Genomic DNA, 14934 nt, shown 5'->3' with positions numbered 1-14934 from the left:
ACCTCGGCCAGCCGCTGGCCGAGGTGGCCCGCCTCGGAGCGGGCCTTCTGGGCGGCGGTCGCGGCGGCGGTGGCCTCGGCCTGCGCGGTGGCGCCGTCGGACTGCAACTCCCCGGCCCGCAGCTCCTCCTGGTCGGCGCGGGTCTCGGCCGCCCCGGCCGCGGTCTCCAGCGCACGGGCCAGCGCTCCGGCCGCGCGGGCCCGGGCAGCCAGCGCGGGGGCGGCGTCCAGCTCGGCCTCCCGGATCGCGACCGCGACCCGGGCCACCCGGTCGGTGGCGGCGCGTTGGCGCAGAACCGCCTCGGCGGCCTGCCAGGCAGCGTGCAGCGTACGGGCCTCGGTGAGCTCGCGGCGCAGGGCAGCCGCGTCGGTGGTGGCGGCGGCCAGGCCGAGGGTGGCGTGACGGTAGGTCAGCTCGGCGGTGATCAGCGAGTGCCGGGTGCGGTCGGCCTCGGCGGCGGTGACGGCGCTCGCGGCGGCCGCCACCTCGATCGCCAGGTCGTGCGCCCGATCGCGCTCGGCGCCGCCCCGGGCGGCCAGCGCGTGGGCGAGCCTGCGGGTGCGGCGCTCGGTGGTGCGGTGCAGCTCGCGGACCGACTCGCGCGCCGTGGTGGCGTCGATGATCCGCTGCAGCAGGTCGACCGAGCCTGCGGTGAAGTCACGCTCGGCGGTGAGCTCGGAGCGACGGCCGAGCTTGGCGGCGAAGCCGTGCACCAGGTCGGCCAGGCCGTCGGTGTCCCGGGTGTCGGTGACGGCGCGCAGCAGCAGGTCGGTGAAGTCCGCGTCGTGCTTGACCGCGAAGAGGCCGGCCGCCTCGCCCTCGTCGGCGTTCATCTCGCGCTGGTAGCGGAAGAGTTCGGGGTCGAGACCGAGGTCGGCGAGGTGCTCGTTCCACCGGTCGTGGCCGTCCTCGAAGACCAGCTCCAGGGCGGGGTACGCCTTGCCCGCCTCGGTCAGCGCGTCCCGGAAGCCCTTCATGGTGCGGCGACGGCCTCGGACCCGCTGCTCGCCGGTCAGGCTGATCCGCTCGGCCACCGGCAGCGCGTCCAGGGTCAGACCGTCGCCGGGTCGGAACGAGTACCAGGTCTCGGCGAACTTGCGCGGGTCGGACGAGACCTGACGCCCCCTCCACTCGCTGACCTTGCCGACCACGACCAGCTCACCGGTGACGGTGTGCTGCCACTCCAGCGCGACGTGACCGCAGTCGTCGGCGAGCAGGAACTTGCGCAGCACGCCGGAGCTGGCGCCGCCCAGGGTGTTGCGGTGGCCGGGCAGCATCACCGAGAAGATCAGCTTGAGCAGGACGGACTTGCCGCCGCCGTTCTCCAGGAACAGCACACCGGCCGGGGCCGGGCGCCGCTGCGGGCCCTCCGGCTCCTCGCCGAACAGGCCGATCTGCTGCGGCCGGGGTTCGGCCACCGGCTCACCGACTCCGCGCAGGTCGAGCACCGTGTCGGCATAGCGTGCACCGGCCGGTCCGATCGAGTACAGGCGGACCCGGTTGAGCTCGTACATGTGCGGCGGTTCTCCAGCTTGACGGTGGATCAGGACTTCGGAGGAGTCTTCAGAGGGAGTGGAACGGCAGACCCGCGTCGGCGACCAGCTCCTCGCTGTGGTCGGCGGGCAGCAGGGTGGCGGTGCCGTCGCTGACCGGGACCACGCCCAGGTCGAGCAGCTCGGCCATCGCGGCGCTGCTCGCCAGGTCGCGGACCTGGAGCTGGTAGCGGGCGGTGGTGCGGTAGGTGCCGCCGGCGTCGTCCGAGGTCTTCTGCAGGAAGCCGGAGTCGACCAGGAAGAGCACCGCCTTGGAGACGATGCCGATGGTCGAGCCAGACAGGCGGCGCGCGTCCTTGGTGGCACCGGTGGCGGAGCGGCGGGCCCAGACCCGCCAGGCCGCCTCCAGGCCGGGGGCGTCGGTGGTYGGGTCGGTGTTGGTGCCCTCCACCTCGGCCCGCTCCTCCAGCCGGCGGCAGGCCTGCCGGACGAAGGCGTCGATGCCGTTGACGGTGATCCGGCCCAGGTAGCCGTCGTCGGCCAGGTCCTCCGGGCGGGGGAACGCCATCGCGGCCACCGCGAGGTGAGCGAGGCCGTGCAGGAACCGGTCGGTGGTCTCGCCGGCGGCCCGGCGCGAGTAGTCGCCCATCCGGACGGCGAAGACCGAGTCCTCGTCGGCGGCCACCGCCATGCCCGCCCGGGGGGAGACCTCCAGCACCACCAGGCCCATACCGGTCGCCACCGCGTCGGCCAGCCGGGCGAACGCCGGGTCCTCGCGGTGACGGCGGATCAGGTCGGCGTACTCCGCGTCCCTGGCCGGGAGCAGCTTGGCCTGCAGGCCGAACGAGACCAGCCGCGCGGCGTCGGCCACGTCGGCGGGGGTGAGGGCGGCTGCCGCCGGGGCGGCTTGCGGTTCAGCCTCGGGCTCCCAGGTGTCGGTGCTCACGGGCGGTACTCCTCATGGATTGGTGCACCCAGGGGCGCGGGGAACTGCGCGAATCGGAAGGTCTCCGGGTGGCCACTCCGCGACGGTGGAACAGTGCAGCTTGCTCTCCGGGGGAACCTGCGGGATCGGTTGCCTTCCGATTCGCGCAGTTCCCCGCGCCCCTGTTCGCATGACCCGACACGCATATCAGCTGGCGTCCTTGCGGTCCGCAGCCATGCCGACCGCGTCGAGCAGGGCGCTGCCCACGATCAGGTCGGCCCCGCCGAACTCCCAGTCGTCCAGTCGAGTCCCGTCGTCCACCGCGAAGAGCAGCCGCTCCTCGCCCTGACGGTACGCCGTCCCGACCGGCGGGCTGGCCGCGTGCACGGCGAGCAGCGCGACCAGGTAGGGCAGCTCGGCGTCGCGCTCGCGGGCTTCGGCGAGCAGGCCGGAGAGCCGTCGGGGGGCGTCCGGCGGGAGGTCGAGCAGCTCCAGGGCGGACTCCAGCTGGGCTTCGGTGAAGCGACTGTCGTCGGGTGTGGCGACCAGGTCCGGGTCGGGGAGCTCGGCGCCGAGGTGTTCGCGCTCGACCGGCGGGGTGAGCAGCAGCTCGACCAGGTCGGCGACCCGGACCGAGACCGGGGTGCGCAGCCCGATGCCCCGGGCGAAGAACGCGTCGGTGGGCCGGGTGGCCTGATCGACCGGCAGCTCCAGCAGCGGTGCGAGCAGCTGCCCGTACAGGTCGATGCCGCTGCGCGCGGTCGGGGCGGCGAAGGCCTGCCGGTCCTGCTCGGCGCGGAACAGCGGACCGGCCTCCAGCAACCGGGTCTGCAGCTGGGTGTGGCGGCGGATGCAGTCCTTGACGATGTCGACCAGCTCGGCGGCCCGGCGCTTCTGCTCGGCGTCCTCGGACTCGTCGCGGGCCTTGCGGATGTTGGTGAGGATCGCGTTCTCGTGCCGGTAGCGGTCGGCGATGTGGTCGAGCGCCTCGTCGATCAGGTCGGGGACGGCCTGCATCCAGTCCACCGCGCGGACGTTGCGCCGGGTGGCGTCCAGGGCGCGGCGCAGCGTCTCGGCGTACTGGACCGTGCGGTAGCGGGCCTGCTCGGCCGCGAGCTGGGCGTCGGCCAGCCGGCCCCGGCTGATCAACACCTCGAGCTTGACCTCGGCGGCGATCTGAGCGGACGTCACGTCCGTGTCGAGGGCGCCGACCAGGACGTTGACCGCCTCGTCGGTGGTGCGCAGGTAGACACCGCCGTCGGGGCCCGGTACCTCCTCGATCAGCTTGAAGTCGTAGTCGCGGCGGACGTACGAACCGTCGGAGCCGAAGGTGCCGTAGACGGCGCGGAAGCCGCGGTCCACGCTGCCGACGTTGATCAGCGACTCCAGCACCCAGCGGGCCACCCGCTCGTGCTCGGCGACGGGGCGGCCCGGGTTCTGCGCGGCGACCCGGGGGTGCAGCCGGCCGAGCACTATGTCGCGGTCGGCCCCGGTGTCGAAGTCCATGTTGAGCGTGACCAGGTCGATCACGGCGAGCCCGATCTCGGCCATCGCGTACGAGCTGTACTCGCCGGCCAGGTTGACCTTCCGGCTCTCCAGGTCGTGCAGCGGAGCGGTGCAGGCCAGCGCCTTGAGCCGACGGGCCAGCCCCTCGTCGGCGGCCGGGCCCGGGGCGGGCCGGGCGACGCCGGGGGCGGGCGGGCGGGGCGGTTGCCCGGTGGGTCGGTCTGCGATGGCGGTCACGGTGGTCAAGGTTAGAGGTTCATCCCGACAGAGTCCGAAACGACCCCGGTTGTCCCTGTTTTCGAAGAGAGTTGAACATGTTCAGTTATCCCTTTAGAGTCAGCTCTGCGCAGGCCGGGGCAGTGAACCCGACCCGCACTACCCGTATGGGGGGTTTTGCGACATGACCGAGGATCAGAGGGCCACCGAGGCCGCCACCCTGCGCCGGGTCCGGCGGTGGATCGGCATCTTCATCGTCTGCCTGGTGCTCAGTGGCCTGACGGCCTTTCCGCTGGAGACCGAGACCCGCTGGCTGGCCGATCTGGTGGCCGGTTCACCGCTGGCCGAGCACTTCCCGGCGGCCGCCGCCTGGATCGAGCGGGTCCGGGAGGGGGTGGCCGAGACCAACGTCCGCTACCCCTTCCTCGCCTACGGCACCGACTGGCTGGCCTTCGCGCACCTGGTGATCGCGATCGGGTTCTGGGGGCCGTACCGGGACCCGGTCCGCAACGTCTGGGTGATCCAGTGGGCGATGATCGCCTGCGCCGCGATCATCCCGCTCGCCCTGATCTGCGGGCCGCTGCGCGGGATACCGCTGGCATGGCGCTTCATCGACATGTCGTTCGGAGTCATCGGGGTGATCCCGCTGTTGATCGTGCTTCGCACCATCCGGTGCGCGCTCCGGGCTCGGGTCACGTGCACACGCGCCCGCGCGCAGGCCCTACGATCACCCCCAGCGAACGGCGACGGACAGGTGCGGGAGGCGGGCGTTGGCGTGACCGAATCGGTGATCGATCTCAATGCGGACCTCGGCGAGGGGTTCGGACGCTGGACCCTGACCGACGACGAGGCCCTGCTCTCCGTGGTCACCAGCGCCAACGTGGCCTGCGGCTTCCACGCGGGCGACCCCTCCACCATGCGCCGGGTCTGCGCGCTGGCTGCCGAACGCGGCGTCCGGATCGGCGCCCAGGTCTCCTACCGCGACCTGGCCGGCTTCGGCCGCCGCCCGATGGACGTCCCGCCCGAGGAACTGGCCGACGAGATCGCGTACCAGATCGGCGCCCTCCAGGTCTTCGCCCGCGCCGCCGGCTCCCGGGTCTCCTACGTCAAACCGCACGGTGCCCTGTACAACAAGGTGGTCACCGACTCCGAACAGGCCGAGGCCGTGGTCGCGGGCGTGCTCCGGGCCGGTGCGATCTGCGACGGCCCGCTGCCGGTGCTCGGCCTGCCGGGCTCCCGGCTGCTCACGGTGGCCGAGGGCGTCGGACTCCCGGTGGTCACCGAGGCGTTCGCCGACCGGGCCTACACCTGGGCGGGCACCCTGGTGCCGCGCCGCGACCCGGAGGCCGTGGTGCACGACCCCGAGTCGGTGATCGCCCGCGCGGTCGGCATCGCCCGGGACGGCCTGGTCACCGCCGTCGGCGGCGAGCCGGTCGCGGTCGAGGCCCGCTCCCTCTGCGTACACGGCGACACCCCCGGCGCGGCCCAGCTCGCCTGGCGGGTCCGGGGCGCGCTCGCCTCCGCCGGGGTACGGGTCGAGGCGTTCGTTTAGAGCCTCCGTCGGTTGGTGGGCAGCGTCGCGGCGCCGGGGCACGCACCTCGCCGGCTTCTCGTCAGTCGCCGCAGCTCCGCTGCTACTCCCTCCTCGGCACCGCCGAGCCACGCACCCCAACATCGCTCCTTCACCCACCCCCCAACCGACGGAGGCTCTGATGCACCTGACGTTCCGCCAGGTCGGCGCCGACGCACTGCTGGTGCGGGCCCCCGACGGCGAGAGCGTCGCCGCGCTCTACGCCGCCCTGCTGGCCCGCCGGGACGAACTCCCGGCGATCACCGAGATCGTGCCCGCCGCCCGTACCGTCCTGCTCGACGGCCTCGCCGATCCGGCCCTGACCCGGCAGCGGCTGGCCGGCTGGCAGCTGCCGCCGCACCCGCCCGCCGACGGCCCGCTGATCGAGCTGCCCACCGTCTACGACGGCGCGGACCTGGCGGAGGTCGCCGGGCTCTGGGGGTGCTCCACGGCGGAGGCCGTCCGGCTGCACAGCTCCTTCGAGTACCGGGTCGCGTTCTGCGGCTTCGCCCCCGGCTTCGGCTACCTGACCGGGCTGCCCGCCCCGTACGAGGTGCCGCGCCGGGACACCCCGCGCAGCGCCGTACCGGCCGGGTCGGTCGCACTGGCCGGACCGTACACCGGGGTCTACCCGCGCTCCTCACCCGGCGGCTGGCAACTGCTCGGCCGGACCTCGGTGGTGCTCTGGGACACTGGCCGGGAGCCCGCCGCGCTGCTCGCGCCGGGCGTCCGGGTGCGGTTCGTGCCGGTGGCTGCGGGGTGATCGGCCTGCTGGTGGTCCGGCCCGGGCCGCTGACGACGGTTCAGGACCTGGGGCGGCGCGGGGTGGCCCACCTCGGTGTGCCCCGGGCCGGGGCACTGGACGAACCCGCGCTGCGGGCGGCCAACCGGCTGGTCGGCAACCCCGCCGGGACGGCCGGTCTGGAGACCACACTCGGGGGCGTGGCGCTGAGGGCGGTCGGCCCGCAGCTGATCGCTGTCACGGGCGCACCGGCGGCGGTCCGGCTGGACGGGCGGCCGGTCGCCTGGGGGGCGGCGGTCGTCGTACCGGACGGCTCGGTGCTCGATCTCGGCCCGGCCACCCACGGGGTCCGGAGCTATCTCGCGGTGGCGGGCGGTCCGGCCGTCCCGCCCGTACTGGGCAGCCGCTCCGCCGACCTGCTCTCCGGCCTCGGCCCGGCCCCGCTGACGGCCGGTCAGCTACTGCCGGTCGGGCCGCGCTTCCCGTTGAGCCGAGCAGAGCTGGTCCCGTTGCCCGCGCCCCCGGACGAGTTGGTGCTCCGGCTGTACCCAGGCCCGCACCTGGACTGGTTCGCGGCGGCGGCCCGACCGCTGCTGGCCCGCTCGCAGTATCTGGTCGCAGCCGCCGGCAACCGGATCGCCCTACGCACCGAAGGCCCGCCGCTCCCCCGGGCCCGGGCGGGTGAACTCCCCAGCGAGGGCATGGTGCTGGGCGCCGTCCAGGTCCCGCCGGACGGCCGCCCGGTGATCTTCCTCGCCGACCATCCCACCACCGGCGGCTACCCGGTGATCGGCATCGTGCCGGCCGCCGACCTGCCCGCCGCCGCCCAGGCCCGCCCCGGTACGCCGGTGCGGTTCGTGCCGCTCACCCGCTGACACCGGATCAGCGCGAGGGTCCGGCCAGGCCCATCTCGTAGGCGGTGATGACGAGTTGGACCCGGTCCCGGGCGCCCAGCTTGCTGAACAGCCGGGCCACGTGGGACTTGGCGGTGGCCACCGAGATGAACAGCTGCTCGGCGATCTCGGTGTTCGAGAGGCCCCGGCCGACCAGGGTGAGCACCTCCCGTTCCCGTTCGGTGATGCCCTCGATCGGCTGCGGGGTGCGCCCGGGGCCGGGGTGGTCGAGGAAGTCGGCGATCAGGCGGCGGGTGACGCCCGGGGCGATCAGCGCGTCCCCGGCGGCGACCACCCGGATGGCGCCGAGGATGTCGTCCACCGCCATGTCCTTGACCACGAATCCGCTCGCCCCGGCCCGCAGGGCGCCGTAGACGTGGTCGTCCTCGTCGAAGGTGGTCAGCATCAGGACCCGGGTGGCGCCACCGGCGGAGATGATCCGGCGGGTCGCCTCGATTCCGTCCATCCCGGGCATCCGAATGTCCATCAGCACCACGTCGGGGCTCAGCTCCTGGGCCAGCCGGACCGCCTCGGTGCCCGTCCCGGCCTCGCCGACCACCTCCAGGTCGGGGTGGTCGGCCATGATCACCCGCAGGCCGGACCGGACCAGCGGCTGGTCGTCGGCGAGCACCACCCGGATGCTCATCGCGCCTCCGCCCCGGCCACGGTCACCCCGGCCACGGCCGGCTCGGGCAGCGGCAGCCGGGCCGCCACCCGGAAGCCGCCCTCGGGGCGTGGCTCGGCGCTGAACCGACCGTGCAGCAGGCCGACCCGCTCCCGCATGCCGGTGATTCCGAACCCGGAACCCCCGGTACCCGGCACCCCGCGCCCCTCGTCGAGCACCTCCACGGACAGCTCCTCCACCCCGTAGTCGACGGTCACCCAGCAGTGCCCGGTGCCCGCGTGACGGACCACGTTGGTCAGCGCCTCCTGCACGATACGGTAGGCCGAAAGGTCGATGTCGGCCGGTAGTTGGCGCTGGTCACCGGCCCAGCGGAGCTCGACCCTGACCCCCGCGTCGGCGGTCGCCGCCGCCAGCCGTTCGAGGTCGGCCAGGCCCGGGGCGGGACCGAGCGGGGCCTCGGCCTGCGGGTCGGCCTGACGCAGCGCCACCAGCGTGCGCCGCAGCCCCGACAGGGTCTCCCTGCTGGTGGCCTCGATCGCCTGCAGTGCCTGCTTGGCCTCGGCGGGCTGGGTCTCGATGACCCGGCTGCCGACCCCGGCCTGGATCGCGATGATCCCGATGCTGTGGGCCACCATGTCGTGCAACTCCCTGGCGATTCGCAGCCGTTCGGCGGTCACCGCCTCGGACACCTCCTGCGAGCGCAGGGCCACCGCATGCTCGCGGCGCTCCCGGAACAGCAGTCCGCCCAGGCAGCAGGTACCGAGCAGCAGCACGGAGATGATCGCGACGGCGACCTGGTGGTCGGGCCCGGACATGAAGCCGAAGGCGGTGACGACCTGCAACAGGGACGACAGCACACCGGCGGTGATCGAGACCCGCCGGGACCGGGTGGCGACGATGAAGCCCAGGACCAGGTCGGCTGCCAGGAACGGCATGAACCGGCCCGGGCTCTGCCCCGGGCCGCCCACCGCCACCATCACGAGCGCGCCGAGCAGGGTCAACACCAGCGCCCACAGCGGGGATCGGCGCAGCACACCGATCAGCAGACCACCCGCGAGCAGCGCCCCCAGCCCGTACAGGTTCGGGGAACGGAACGCGCCGCCCACCAACAGGAGCAGGACCAGGGGGTACAGCAGTCCCCCGCCCCAGGCTGTCGCCCTTGTCTTCGTCATCCCGCGACACTATCCGCCCACCACCCGCCGGACATCGGCCCCCGGATGTACGCCCCCGGGCTGACCTGCCCGGATGATTGCCGCCCCCGGCCCGATGCCCGCTCCGGGGGTCCGGCGGCAGTGTTGCTCCCGTGATCGAAGTCAACGAACTCACCAAGTCCTACGGCCGCAAGACGGCCGTGCAGCAGCTCTCCTTCACCGTCAGGCCCGGCCGGGTGACCGGCTTCCTCGGGCCCAACGGGGCCGGCAAGACCACCACGCTGCGGATGATCCTCGGCCTGGACACCCCCACCGGCGGCACCGCCACCGTCAGCGGTGTCCCCTTCCGGCAGCACCGGCGCGGGCTGCACCACGTCGGCGCGCTGCTCGACGCGGGCCACGTCCACGGCGGCCGCAGTGCCGCCGCCCACCTGTCCGCCCTGGCCCGCAGCAACGGCATCCCGCTGCGCCGGGTGGACGAGGTGCTGGCGGAGGTCGGCCTGGCCGAGGTGGCCCGGCGGCGGATCGGTGGCTTCTCGCTCGGCATGAAGCAGCGGCTCGGCATCGCGACCGCACTGCTCGGCGACCCGCCGGTGCTGATGTTCGACGAACCGGTCAACGGCATGGACCCCGAGGGTGTGCTCTGGGTCCGCCACCTGTTCCGCCGGATGGCTGCCGAAGGCCGGACGGTCTTCCTCTCCAGCCACCTGATGACGGAGATGGAGCAGACCGCCGACGATCTGGTGGTGATCGGTCAGGGCCGGCTGATCGCCGCCGAATCGGTGCAGACGTTCGCTGCCCGCAGCGCCCGGCTCAGCGTCGTGGTGGGCACGCCGCAGGCCGCCGAACTGGCCGCCCTGCTGACTGCAGCGGGAGCCTCCGTGGAACCGGAGGGCTCGGCCGGAGTCGAACGGCTCGCCGTGACCGGCCTGCCGGCCGCCCGGATCGGGGCGCTCGCCCTCGAACACCGGATCGCCCTGCACGAACTGACCACCCGGACCGCCTCGTTGGAAGAGGCGTTCATGGAACTGACCGCCGACAGCGTCGACTACCTGGCAGGACGTCCCCGATGACCACACTCGCCCCCACCCTCCCCCCGGTCCGCTTCGGCGATCTGGTCGCCGCCGAGTGGATCAAGATGCGCTCGCTGCGCTCCACGCCGTGGACGCTCGCCCTGATCACCCTGTTCGTCATCGGATCCGCTGTGGCGGCCGCGCTGGGGGACTATCAGAACCTGGCGAACAGCCTCCCGGAATCCCGGGAGTTCGAGGGGTTCCGGTGCTTCGACGCCTTCCCGCCGGCCGGCTACGTCTCCCTGATGCTGGTCTCCGGCAGCATCGGGGCGATCACCATGGCCGGGGAGTACGGCAGCGGACTGATCCGCACCACCAGCGTGGCCGTCCCCGCCCGCCGATCGGTGGTGCTGGCCAAGGCGGTGCTGCTCGCCACGGTCTGGGCCGTGGTCGGGGTGGCCGTCTCGCTCACCTCGTTCCTGCTCTCCCAGGCGATCCTGAGCGGACGGGGCGCCGGGGTCCCGATCACCCACCCCGGGGTGGGCCGGGCCCTGCTGGCCTCCGTACTGGCGGCTCCGGTCTGCGCACTGATCGGGCTGGGCCTCGGGGTGCTGATCCGGCACAGCGCGGCGGCCGTGCTCGCCACCTGCTTCAGCCTGCTGATCCTGCCGATGCTGTTCGCACCGACCAACCAGTGGTCCGCCGACGTCAACCAGACGATGGTGGTCAGCGCCTGGCGACGGCTGGTGCAGACCTGGGGTCAGCTCGACGATCCGATCCGGATAGCCGGCGTCCCGGACTCCTGGGCCGTGTTCGCACTCTGGCCGCTCGTCGTGCTCGCCCTCGCCCTGCTGGTGATCCGCCGCCGCGACGTGTGAACCGGGCAGAGCCGGGGCTCGGGACGAGGTCTATGGACATGACCAGCAGCGGACCCCAGGATGAGGCCCATGCTGAGCTCTCTCCTCGCCTTCCTCGGCGCCTGCACCCTGATCGCGGCCTCACCCGGCCCGAGCACGATGCTGATCATCCGTCAGTCCCTGCGCAGCCGACGTGCCGGATTCCTCACCGTGCTGGGCAATGAGACCGGCGTCTTCGTCTGGGGTGTCACCGCCGCGCTCGGGCTCACCGCGCTGCTGGCGGCGTCCCAGCTGGCGTACGACATCATGCGGATCGCCGGTGCCGTGACGCTGGTCGTCTTCGGTGTGAAGACGCTGCTGGACGCCCGCGGCGAGCAGCGACCGGAGGAGCAGCAGGATCCCCAGACAGCGCGCTCCGGCTGGAGTTCCTACCGCTCGGGCCTGCTGCTGAACCTCGCCAACCCCAAGGCCGCGGTGTTCGCGATGTCCTTCCTCCCGCAGTTCGTGCCCGCGGGCGCCCCTCAGCTGCCCACCATGATCGGTCTGGCGGCCGTCTGGGCCGTCTTCGAGATCGGTTACTACGGCCTGTACGTCTGGTTCGTCGGCCGGATGAAGAAGGTCATCTCCCGAGCCACGGTCCGCAAGCGCCTCGAACAGGTCTCCGGCTCTGTACTGGTCCTTCTCGGTGTTCGGATGGCCATCGAGAGCTGACTACTCCTGGCCCAGCTCGGTGGCGTGGGCCCGGGCGAGCAGCAGGTAGCCCTGGCCGTTGAGCTTGATCCCGGAGCGCTCGTCCTCGGTGAGTTCGCGCTTCACCTTGGCGGGCACTCCGGCCACCAGCGAGCCCGGCGGCACCTGCATGCCCTGCGGGACCACCGCGCCCGCCGCGACCAGCGAACCGGCGCCGATCCGGGCGCCGTTGAGTACGGTGGCGCTCATCCCGACGAGTACGTCGTCCTCCACGGTGCAGCCGTGCAGCACCGCGTTGTGGCCGACCGAGATCCGCTCGCCGAGCACCGCCGGGAAGTCCGGGTCGGCGTGCACCGTGCAGTTGTCCTGGATGTTGGTGTCCGCGCCCACCGTGATCGACTCGGCGTCGCCGCGCAGCACCGCGCCGTACCAGATGCTCACGCCGGGGCCGAGGGTGACCGATCCGACCACCACCGCGTTGGCGGCGACGAACGCGGTCGGGTCGACCTTCGGCGTCCGGCCGGCGACTGCGGCGATCAGGGGCTCTGCCATGGGTGCTCCGTTGAACGGTCCGGGTGAGGTACCCGCTCACCGTACCAAGGCAGTTGATCAGCTCTCACCGTGATCGGGGTCCAGCAGCCGGAAGCGCTGGGCCACCACCAGGGTGCCGTCGTCGACCGTGAAGTCGGCGCCGAGCTCCGCGCGGACCTCCGGGCTGTGCCAGAACTCCTCGTGCCCGGCCCGCCACTGGGCCACCGACTCGTAGCCCTCGCCCTCGTCCAGGGCGTGCCGGAGGTCGATGTCGGCGAGCCGGACCACCCGGACCTCGGTGAGCTCGATCGCCGCGACCCGGCGGCCCGCCGAGTCAATCACTGCCGACCGCAGACCGGCCTCCGGCAATGGCTCACCGTCGTACTCGTAACCGGCCGCCAGGGCGGAGGTGGTGGTCTTGGCGCCGGACAGGACCGCTGCGACGAGTTGGTCGCGCAGCGGGCCGGGGAAGGCGAACTCCATCACGGGCAGGGTTTCGAGGTCCATGCCGCGCAGGCTACCGACCGGCCGGGTCGAAAGCCCGTCAATAATCAGCCTGCCGTACCGAACCGGGCCAGGTAGTGCCAGACCTTCTTGAGGTCCTGCGGATCGTGCTCCCCGGTGGCCACCGCCGCGCCGAGCACGCGGGGGTCGAGCCACCCGTCCTCGGCGATCGCGGCACCCAGCTCGACGTACTCGGCACGCCGGTAGTCCGGGTGGCGGCGCAGCTCGGTGACCGCGAGCCGGTACCCCGGGTGCCACTCGACCGGGCAGGGCAGCCCGGCCGCGTCGGCCTCGACGGCGGTGCCCCGGAAGCTCGGGTCCAGCACCAGGGCCTCGACGTCGCGGTCCAGCCGGACGCCGCCGTGCACATGGGCCTCGACGTAGTCGTCCAGGGCGTCCTGTTCGTCGGCCTCGGCCAGTTCGACCAGGGACATCCGTGCGGCGGTGCCGAAGTCGGCCGGCTCCAGGAAGCTGTCGGGGTAGCAGAAGGTGGTCCGGGCGAGCGCCTCGGCGGTCAGCCGGAGGTGCGCGGAGCCGAACCTCGGGGCGGCCCCGGCCGGCTGGTGACGGAAGTTCAGCGCGCCGTACACCGGGCGCTGTTCGGCGGGTGCGGCGTCGTACGCACTCCCGAAGATCCGGCTCTCCCAGTGCCAGCGGTCGCCGCCGGGGTGGGCGGTCAGGCCGCCGTTGCTGGTGCCGGTGACGAACTGGGAGTGGTAGGCGCCGTCCTCGGCCAGCGCGCGCAGGATCGGGCGGCCGCCCGCGAAGGCCCGGTCCGGGTGGAAGTTGAGGGTGACCCGCAGGCCCGCGGTCAGCGGCCCGCCGGTGGACCGGGCCTCGATGTGACGGAGCGCCAGCTCCGCCGCGGTGACGGTCATCGGGCGGCCAGGGCGTCCAGGGTGGCCAGCTCGGCGGCGGACAGCCGGAGGGCGCCGGCCGCGATGTTCTCCACCAGGTGGTCGGGGTTGCCGGTGCCGGGGATGGCGAGCACGTGCGGGCCCTGGGCCAGCGTCCAGGCGAGCCGGATCTGGGCCGGGGAGGCGCCGTGCGCGGCTGCCACCGCGAGCAGTTCGGGGCTGTCGGTGCCACCCACGCCGCTCTCCTTGCCCTCCCCCGCGATCGCGAAGAACGGGACGAAGGCCACGCCCTGCTCGCCGCAGCTGCGCAGCAGCTCCTGCTGGGCAGCAGCGGCGCCGAGCCCGAACCGGTTCTGCACGCAGACCACCGGCGCGACGGTCTGGGCCTCGGCCAGCTGGGCGGCGTCCGCGTTGGAGATACCGAGGTGGCGGATCAGGCCGGCCGCCCGCAGCTCGGCCAGGGCGCCGTAGTGCTCGGCGAGCGGACCCCGTCCCTGCATCCGCAGGTTGACCACGTCCAGGTGGTCGCGGCCGAGCTGGCGCAGGTTCTCCTCGACCTGACCGCGCAGCTGGTCGGGCCGGGGCCAGTCCAGCCAGTCGCCGGACGGGCCGCGCCCGGGGCCGACCTTGGTGGTGATCACCAGGTCGTCGGCGTACGGGGCGAGCGCCCGGTTGATCAGCTCGTTGGCGGAGCGCAGCGGGGAGAAGTAGAAGGCGGCGGTGTCGATGTGGTTGACGCCGAGCTCGACGGCCTTCCGGAGCACGGCTATTGAGCGCTCCCGGTTGCTGGGGGTGCCCAGGTCGAAGGCGGCGCTGCCGGTCAGCCGCATCGCACCGAAGCCGAGCCGGTTGACGGTGAGGTCGCCGAGGGTCCAGGTGCCGGAGTTCGCCGCAGTGATCATCCCGGGATGATGCCACATGCCCTGATCACGGCAACAACGATTTGACCAGCCTGCCGAGCAGCCGCTCGAAGGTGGACTCCGGGTCGGCGGGAGCGGGCGGTTCGGCCAGGGTGGCGGCGAGCTGGGGGTAGCGGCCGGTCTCCGCCATCGTGGTGAGGTAGCGGAGCTGGGCCGCGCCGAGGTCGGCGGCGCTCCGGGTGGAACGTTCCAGCGCCTAACGCTGCGCCACCTCGTACCCGACGTGGCTGGCCACGAAGCCGGTGAGCAGGGCGAAGACCTCCAGCCGGGCCGCGCCGGGCAGCCCGGTCGGCGCCAGCACCGCGAGCGCGTGCTCCAGCGAGGCCAGCGTGCCGGGCCCGATGGTGCGGCGGAGCGGGAGGGCGGTGGGCAGCCAGGGGTGACGGTGCATCAGGGCGCGCTGCCGGGGCACCGGCGGCTCGGACGGCGAGGCCGCACTCT

16 protein-coding genes and 1 pseudogene are annotated in these 14934 nt (G+C 73.2%); 6 read left to right on the top strand and 11 right to left on the bottom strand.

Annotated elements, in window-relative coordinates:
- The 3 genes and pseudogenes from ACXJMZ_RS21610 to ACXJMZ_RS21600 form a co-directional block, all read right to left on the bottom strand.
- Nucleotides 1-1514, bottom strand: a pseudogene (locus ACXJMZ_RS21610) (hypothetical protein); the annotation flags it as partial.
- A 49-nt stretch (nucleotides 1515-1563) separates the two neighbouring features.
- A complete protein-coding gene (locus tag ACXJMZ_RS21605; protein ID WP_457031705.1) occupies nucleotides 1564-2439 on the bottom strand; it encodes a hypothetical protein in 876 nt (291 codons plus the stop codon).
- Between the two features lie 186 nt (nucleotides 2440-2625).
- A complete protein-coding gene (locus ACXJMZ_RS21600) occupies nucleotides 2626-4152 on the bottom strand; it encodes a hypothetical protein (protein WP_457031709.1) in 1527 nt (508 codons plus the stop codon).
- 775 nt (nucleotides 4153-4927) lie between these two features.
- Here ACXJMZ_RS21600 and ACXJMZ_RS21595 point away from each other — a divergent pair.
- From ACXJMZ_RS21595 to ACXJMZ_RS21585, 3 genes are all read left to right on the top strand, one after another.
- Nucleotides 4928-5692 (top strand): LamB/YcsF family protein, encoded by a 765-nt coding sequence (locus tag ACXJMZ_RS21595; RefSeq protein ID WP_457031708.1) that lies wholly within the window; start codon nucleotides 4928-4930, stop codon nucleotides 5690-5692.
- A 160-nt stretch (nucleotides 5693-5852) separates the two neighbouring features.
- Nucleotides 5853-6473: a 5-oxoprolinase subunit B family protein gene (locus tag ACXJMZ_RS21590; RefSeq protein WP_457031704.1), complete on the top strand. Its 621-nt coding sequence runs from the start codon at nucleotides 5853-5855 to the stop codon at nucleotides 6471-6473.
- A complete protein-coding gene (locus ACXJMZ_RS21585) occupies nucleotides 6470-7327 on the top strand; it encodes a 5-oxoprolinase subunit C family protein (protein ID WP_457031703.1) in 858 nt (285 codons plus the stop codon). The genes ACXJMZ_RS21590 and ACXJMZ_RS21585 overlap by 4 nt, the downstream gene beginning before the upstream one ends.
- A gap of 7 nt (nucleotides 7328-7334) precedes the next feature.
- Here the strand turns inward: ACXJMZ_RS21585 and ACXJMZ_RS21580 are convergent, their stop codons facing one another.
- Both ACXJMZ_RS21580 and ACXJMZ_RS21575 read right to left on the bottom strand, forming a co-directional pair.
- The gene (locus ACXJMZ_RS21580; RefSeq protein WP_457031702.1) at nucleotides 7335-7991 is read right to left on the bottom strand and encodes a response regulator; all 657 of its coding nucleotides are present in this window, start codon (nucleotides 7989-7991) and stop codon (nucleotides 7335-7337) included.
- Entirely contained in the window at nucleotides 7988-9142 is a 1155-nt protein-coding gene (locus ACXJMZ_RS21575) for a sensor histidine kinase (protein ID WP_457031701.1), read from the bottom strand. Before ACXJMZ_RS21575 ends, ACXJMZ_RS21580 begins: the two co-directional genes overlap by 4 nt.
- 131 nt (nucleotides 9143-9273) lie before the next feature.
- On the opposite strand from ACXJMZ_RS21575, the gene ACXJMZ_RS21570 reads away from it, so the two are divergent.
- From ACXJMZ_RS21570 to ACXJMZ_RS21560, 3 genes are all read left to right on the top strand, one after another.
- Complete coding sequence (locus ACXJMZ_RS21570; RefSeq protein WP_457031700.1) at nucleotides 9274-10194, top strand: ATP-binding cassette domain-containing protein; 921 nt, start codon at nucleotides 9274-9276, stop codon at nucleotides 10192-10194.
- Nucleotides 10191-11012 (top strand): ABC transporter permease subunit, encoded by an 822-nt coding sequence (locus ACXJMZ_RS21565; RefSeq protein ID WP_457031699.1) that lies wholly within the window; start codon nucleotides 10191-10193, stop codon nucleotides 11010-11012. The genes ACXJMZ_RS21570 and ACXJMZ_RS21565 overlap by 4 nt, the downstream gene beginning before the upstream one ends.
- A 69-nt stretch (nucleotides 11013-11081) precedes the next feature.
- Complete coding sequence (locus tag ACXJMZ_RS21560) at nucleotides 11082-11702, top strand: LysE family translocator (RefSeq protein WP_457031698.1); 621 nt, start codon at nucleotides 11082-11084, stop codon at nucleotides 11700-11702.
- Here the strand turns inward: ACXJMZ_RS21560 and ACXJMZ_RS21555 are convergent, their stop codons facing one another.
- The 6 genes from ACXJMZ_RS21555 to ACXJMZ_RS21530 all read right to left on the bottom strand — a co-directional run bounded on the left by ACXJMZ_RS21555 (nucleotide 11703) and on the right by ACXJMZ_RS21530 (nucleotide 14884).
- On the bottom strand, nucleotides 11703-12233 hold the full coding sequence (locus ACXJMZ_RS21555) for a gamma carbonic anhydrase family protein (RefSeq protein ID WP_457031697.1): 531 nt from the start codon (nucleotides 12231-12233) through the stop codon (nucleotides 11703-11705). It abuts the gene before it with no gap.
- 57 nt (nucleotides 12234-12290) lie between these two features.
- Nucleotides 12291-12719, bottom strand: coding sequence for an ASCH domain-containing protein (locus ACXJMZ_RS21550; protein ID WP_457031696.1), 429 nt, complete (start codon nucleotides 12717-12719; stop codon nucleotides 12291-12293).
- 44 nt (nucleotides 12720-12763) lie between these two features.
- A complete protein-coding gene (locus tag ACXJMZ_RS21545; RefSeq protein WP_457031695.1) occupies nucleotides 12764-13594 on the bottom strand; it encodes a DUF3626 domain-containing protein in 831 nt (276 codons plus the stop codon).
- On the bottom strand, nucleotides 13591-14475 hold the full coding sequence (locus ACXJMZ_RS21540) for an oxidoreductase (RefSeq protein ID WP_457031694.1): 885 nt from the start codon (nucleotides 14473-14475) through the stop codon (nucleotides 13591-13593). The genes ACXJMZ_RS21545 and ACXJMZ_RS21540 overlap by 4 nt, the downstream gene beginning before the upstream one ends.
- A 25-nt stretch (nucleotides 14476-14500) precedes the next feature.
- Complete coding sequence (locus tag ACXJMZ_RS21535; RefSeq protein ID WP_457031693.1) at nucleotides 14501-14623, bottom strand: hypothetical protein; 123 nt, start codon at nucleotides 14621-14623, stop codon at nucleotides 14501-14503.
- A gap of 66 nt (nucleotides 14624-14689) precedes the next feature.
- Nucleotides 14690-14884 carry a TetR/AcrR family transcriptional regulator C-terminal domain-containing protein gene (locus ACXJMZ_RS21530; protein ID WP_457031692.1) on the bottom strand — a complete coding sequence of 65 codons (195 nt, stop codon included), beginning with the start codon at nucleotides 14882-14884 and terminating at the stop codon, nucleotides 14690-14692.
- Nucleotides 14885-14934 lie beyond the last annotated feature (50 nt).

The organism is Kitasatospora sp. P5_F3 (genome assembly GCF_054049135.1).
This window is presented reverse-complemented; position numbering and strand designations above follow the sequence as displayed.